The sequence below is a fragment of the Deltaproteobacteria bacterium PRO3 genome, assembly GCA_030263375.1.
GTDB lineage: Bacteria > UBA10199 > UBA10199 > DSSB01 > DSSB01 > DSSB01.
In genome coordinates, this window is the sequence record SZOV01000145.1 from 1 (window position 1) to 5,777 (window position 5,777).

Below are 5,777 nucleotides of genomic sequence, written 5' to 3' on the forward strand. Positions count from 1 at the left end.
GATCAGCTGCGTCAAGATCCCCGGATTCGGCGTCGAGGCCAGCCGCGACAAGGTCGCCAGCCGCGTCATGCGAAACACCGCCCCCGCCGTCCCCATCGCAAAGAGCATCGCCGGGTCGCTGGATTGCTGGGCCAAGTTCCTTAAGAGAAATTCCGCGCGGGGGCCGAAGGCGCCACGGCCCAGAATCGCATCGAGGCCCTCTTGGGCGCGGGTCCGTAGGGGCCGTTCGCGAAGGGCCCCTACGGCGTCGGCCTCCTGCACCACCGCCGCATACAACTCCGCCGCCACCTCCAGGCGCCCCGCCGCCTCCTCCCGACGGGCCAGGGCCAGCAGGCCCTCGGCGCGCAGCTCCGCGTCGCCCTCGCGGGCCAAAAACTGCAACTCCCGACGGGTCGCTGGCTCCCAAACGCGGCTAATACCCCTCAAGGGGGCGAGCGAGGACGTGGCTATGCTGGCAATCATCGGCGTGGACACCCGGAAATCCCTTCGAAGAACCCATTAATTCAAGCTGCTTGGATGCCCCGCTTTTCGACCCACCCCGAAATTGGTTGCCTCGGCGCGGTAAATTTCCACGGCTACTCGAGACGCTCGAAATTGAGCAGGACCTTCTTGTAGACCAAGCGGACCGTCCCCCGCTCCGTCGGGATCTCGAGGGTGACCAGACGCCCCAAGGGTATCGGGATGCGGTTCTGGGTCAGGGCCTGCAGCTCCCCGGTCAGGGATTCCAGGTTTTGGGAGAGAAAAGCCGCGTCGAAAGGCCCGCTTAAGGTCAAGGTGACGTCCTCTCGCGCGATCCTCTCCCTCTCGCGGCTCAAGGCCGCGCCCAATTGGCTTTGCAACCGCTCCAAGGCGGCGGCGGATCGGGCGTCGGTGGGCGTCGGTGCCTCGGCGGCGGGCTCGGTGACCGCGGCGACGGGCGCCGTGGTCCGTCGCGCGCCGGTCGGCGGCTCGGCGGCGGGGGCGTTGGCATCGGCCTCGGCCAGGCCCAAGGCCCTAAAACCCTCGTTGAACTTTACCATCGTGATCGAGGTGCGCGGGCGGCTGTCGGTGGCGGGAAATTCCACCACGACCCGGCGCCCCAAGGGAAACTCCAGCTTGCGGGCTTGGAGGTTGAAATAACGGAGCAGGGGGTCGGCATAGCTCTCGGGGGCGTGGACCCAGGGCATGTTGGTGATGCGCACGCGCAGGTCCTGCTCGAGGACCCGCTGCAGCAGCGGCGACCCGCTGCGGGTCAGCTGGGCGCTGAGCTCGGAGACGGATTCCATCTCGAAGACGCCTTCGTTGCTGCGCAGGGGCGCCTCCCGGTTGCCCGAGCTCAGGGCGTCGAGGAGCTGTTTTTGAGAGCGCTCGCCGCGGCCGGCCTCGCTGCGGGGCTCGTAGAAACCGAAGGCGATGGAATGCCCCGCCACGTCCTTGATGACCCCGCTGCCGACGATATCGACCCAGTTTCCGTCGCGATGCCGGAACTTCATGTTGCTGGGCGCGAAGATGCCGCCCCGGAAGATCCCCCAAATGCGGGAGGCGATGAAGGGCAGGCTGAGCTTGTTGAAGAAGAAGGTGATGTTGTGCTGCCCCGCCTCCGCCTCGCTGTAGCCGAAGAGCTCGGTGAACTTGCGGTTGGCCATGAAGATGCGCCCGAAGTCGTTGTTGTTGCGCTCGAGCCGCGCCACCGCGGTCGCGATCGGCTGGCTGTCGATGAAGGTGCGCAGGCCCGCCTCGAAGTTGTCGCCGGCCGTCAGGAGAAAGGTCGAGATGTCGCGATCCAGTCGGTTGGGATCGACGCCGGGGGCGGCACCGCCACGGCCCCCCGCAGAATGCTCCGGGCCGCGGCCGCCCATGCCGCCCTCGTCCATCTTCGACATGTGGACCTGGAGACCGCGCAACAGGTCTTCCACCGGGCGGCGGCCGAGCTCCGGCGCGGCGGGGCCCGCCGCGGCCAAGGCCGGAAGGGGCCCGGAAGAAAAGCCTCCGCGCCAGGGTCGGCGGATGCCAAGATTCTCGCGGGCCAGCGCCTCGGTTTGCGCGTCGAGACCGCGTTCCCAAGCGGCGAAACGCGGGCCGAAGGCGTGGTGGCCCAATCGGCCGGCGACGTTGAATTGGACGAGCAGGGCCAAGGAATCGATGAGGGTCGTGGCGCCGGCGACCTGGGGCCTGAGACCCAGACGCGTCTCGAGGGAATGACCGAGCATGATCCCCGCCAGCATGCCCCCCTGCTGGAACAGCATCTGCAGGGGCCGCTCGCGGATGGCGCCGCCGGGATTGGCCAGGCCGCGATAGGCCGCGCCGCTGGCCCAGCCGGCCAACCGCAATCCGCCGAGGACGAGGTAGCTAGAGGCGATATCGCGACTCAGCGCCGCTCCGCTCCAATCCGGGTTTCGGCCCAAGGCCTCGCTGGCAAGGCGGCCGCCGAGCGTGAAAGCCGGCGCCTCCAGCGCGAAGCCGGCCAGGCCGGAGAGGGCGCGGGCCCCGAAGCCGCGCGTGAACAGATTGGCGTGAGGGCTCGCCGCCAGGCGCCCCAGGGCCGCCAGGCGGGTGACGCGGTAGAGGGCCCCGGCCGCGGTCATGGCGACCAGGGTCGAGGGCTCGGTCGCCTCTTGAGCGAGGCGCCGCAGGAGGAATTCCGCACGGGGACCGGCGGCGCCCCGGCCGACGAGGGCATCGAGATGTTCTTGCGCGCGGACTCGTAGGGGCCGTTCGCGAACAGCCCCTACAGCGTCGGCCACTTGAACCAAAGCCGCATACAATTCTGCAGCAGTTTCTAAATGCCCCGCCGCCTCCTGGCGCCGGGCGAAGGCCAAGAGGCCTTCCAAAAACAGCTCGGGATCGTCTTCTTGGGCCAAGGAGGCCAGCTCCGCCCGGGCCGTTCCTCCCAAGCGTCGCTCCAGGACGGCGCGATGGGTCGCCGAGACCCGGCCCAGGGCCGATCCGAAATCCGCGGATTCGGCAAGGGCCCTTTGCAAGGGACCCTCCGCTCCCGCCGCGGCGAATATCGCCCGGTCGAGGATCTGCGCGAGTGAATGGGAAACTCCCGCCTCGCGGGACGCGAGCGGGTTTACGGATCTCCTCGAGCCCTCAAGGAGATTCAGGGTGGGATTCATCGGATTTTTCCTTTCAAAGCCCCCAGCCGCGGCAACCGTGTTTAGCCAGAAAGAACCCGGTAGGCCCCTGCCGTAGGTGGAGTGCAACGTCCCTTACCCGTATTTTGACGTGTCCGGCCTTATCGTAAGGCACAGGGATAGGTTGTCGGAAATTTTCTTAGGGGAAAGGAAAAAAACCCGCAAGCCCAAACATCAGCACAAAATTCCTTACAAAACGTCGCATCGGAATGATTGACGCTCGGCGGGCTTTGTTTTTAAGATAGCCTGTCATGTCGGCCAAGGCCAAGATACACATCCTCAAAGGCGACATCACCGAAAGCGAGGCCGAAGCCATCGTCAACGCGGCCAACACCGACCTCTGGCTGGGATCTGGCGTCGCCGGGGCCATCCGCAAAAAGGGCGGGGCCCAGGTCCAAGAGGAATGCGACCAGATCGGCCCCATCGGCCGGGGCGAGGCGGCGGTCACCAGCGGCGGCGACCTCAAGTGCAAATACATTATCCATGCCGCCAGCATGAGCTTCGACGAGCCCACCAGCGACGAGTCCCTCTACGACAGCGTGAAAAACTCCCTGCTCCGCGCCTCCGAATTGAACCTGCGCTCCATCGCCTTCCCCGCCATCGGCACCGGGGTCTCCGACTACGACCCGCAGCGCTGCGCCGAGATCATGCTCTCCGAGGTCATCCGGCTATTGCCCGAGGTCCCCAGCCTCGAGCGGGTCGAAATGGTCCTCCTCGATCCGGAGATTTACCAAATCTTCCAAGAAGAGTACGATAGGCTTTAGATGGACGCCCTCTCCACCCTAAGCCTGATGCTGGGCAGCTCCTGGGCGAGCGGCCTAAACGCCTACGCGACCGTCGGCTTCCTGGGCCTCTTCGGCAAGATCGGTTGGCTCGACCTGCCCGAGGGCCTGCATCCCTTGACCCACCCCGCCGTCTTCGGGGTCGCATTGTTTCTGTATCTGGTGGAATTCATCGCCGACAAGATCCCCGCCTTCGACACGGCCTGGGACAGCGTCCAAACCTTCATCCGCGTCCCCGCCGGCGCGGTCCTGGCCTACGGGGCCGTGGGTCCGGTGAGCCCCGAGCTGAAACTCGCCGCCACCCTGATCGGCGGCAGCCTCGCCTTCTCCGCCCACGCCACCAAGTCGAGCGTCCGCATGGCCGTCAACGCCAGCCCGGAGCCCTTTTCTAACTGGTTCCTCTCGGTCGGCGAGGACCTGATGGTCTTCTTCTCCCTCTGGTTCATGTTCGAGCACCCCTACGTGATGCTCGCGATCGTGGCGGTGTTTTTGCTCTTCTTCGCCTGGTTTCTCCCGAAGATCTTTCGGGGCTTTCGTTGGATGTTTAGGAAGTTCCTCGGCTTGTTTCGCAGGCCGCCGCCCGAGCTCCGAAACGCCAATCTCCCTTAAGGCCGCGACCCGCGCAGCGCCGCATCGAGGTCGGCGAGGGTGGGAAGGTCCTCGAGCCGCTCGCGGCGGCGCAGCTCCGGCGGCAAATCCCGAAAGGCCTCGAGCACCTGGCCGTAGAGGCCTCGGACGCCGCGCGGCCCGTGGAGGATCTCCCCCAAAAACCGGCGATGGAAGCCGCCGTGCCCCGAGCTCAAGACCCGGCCGATCTCGCTCCACTCCCCGAGGAAGAAGGCCAGGTCCTGCCGCATCTTTTCGTGATAAGTGCTCAGGTCGCGTCGCCCTGGGGCCATCAGGGTCTCCAGGGTCTCGCCGGCCCCGGCGTTGCGGGCGAGCTTGATCGCGGCCAAGAGCGGCAAGGCCCGGGAGCGCAGGGTCTCGCGGAAGATGTGGCCGAGGCGCTGCGGGTCGCGGCGCAGGGCATTGTTCTCGAGCGGGATGCGGCTGCCGCCGCGGTCCTTGAAGAGCTGGTCCGCGAAGGCCCAGCGCAGCACGTCGGAGATCGGCAGGGTGTAGTCGCCCGGGAGGTCGGGGGCGAATTCCTCCAAGGGGAGCAGCAGGCTCTGCCCGGCTGTGGCGCGACCCTTGTTGATCCCCTCGACGACCTCCCGGTAGCTGCGCAATTTCATGGGTCCGAGGCGCTCCATAAAACGCCTTGGCAGGCCCAGGTCCAGCAGCGCGTGGGCGCGCTCCAGGATTCGGTGGATCTCGAGGAAATCGGCATAGGCATTGGGACTCAGGGTTTTGTGGCTGCTTCCGTTCTCGCGCAACCAATGTAGTCCCAGCTTGGCGAGAATCTCGCCCCGGCGTGCGCCGCCCTCGTTGCGCGTGTCCAGCGCCTCGAAGCTTCCGGGGTATCCCAGCCTGGCGTGGAGGCTTTGCAACTCCCTTTCCACCAGCACTTCGTAGTTGCGGGGGCTTTCGTAGGAATAGACGGTCAGGGACTCGGCTCGGTACACCTGTAAATTCCCCAGGCGAGATTCCGTCGGCGCCAGCCAAAAGGCCTGGCTCGGCGCTTGAAAAGCCTTCCACTCGGCGCGGACCATCTCGCCCTGCCGCTGGAAGCTCACATGCCCGCCGCCCCGCTCCATCCAAAAGACGGTGATCTTGCGCCCATCGGGCAGGGGCTGCTCGCCGAGGATGTCCGCCAACTCTTGCAGGTTCCTCTCCTCCACGCGGCCGACGTTGAGTCGGATCGACGGGGCCAGGTTTGCGCTGGTGTCGAGGGTCCGCAAAGCTTGGCGAAACTCCGCCTTGATGCCTTCGAAATCCT

Annotated in this window: 4 protein-coding genes; 2 read left to right on the plus strand and 2 right to left on the minus strand. The window is 66.3% G+C overall.

The window, feature by feature from the left end; translation table 11 throughout:
• A partial coding sequence (locus FBR05_14440; protein ID MDL1873375.1) for a hypothetical protein occupies window positions 1-462 on the minus strand: 462 nt, incomplete at its 3' end.
• Between the two features lie 113 nt (window positions 463-575).
• A complete protein-coding gene (locus tag FBR05_14445) occupies window positions 576-3,098 on the minus strand; it encodes a PAS domain S-box protein (GenBank protein MDL1873376.1) in 2,523 nt (840 codons plus the stop codon).
• Window positions 3,099-3,367: 269 nt separating this feature from the next.
• Between FBR05_14445 and FBR05_14450 the strand changes: the two genes are divergently transcribed.
• Both FBR05_14450 and FBR05_14455 read left to right on the plus strand, forming a co-directional pair.
• The gene (locus FBR05_14450) at window positions 3,368-3,880 is read left to right on the plus strand and encodes a hypothetical protein (protein MDL1873377.1); all 513 of its coding nucleotides are present in this window, start codon (window positions 3,368-3,370) and stop codon (window positions 3,878-3,880) included.
• On the plus strand, window positions 3,881-4,507 hold the full coding sequence (locus tag FBR05_14455; protein MDL1873378.1) for a DUF4126 domain-containing protein: 627 nt from the start codon (window positions 3,881-3,883) through the stop codon (window positions 4,505-4,507). It begins immediately after the preceding gene.
• Window positions 4,508-5,777: the final 1,270 nt, after the last annotated feature.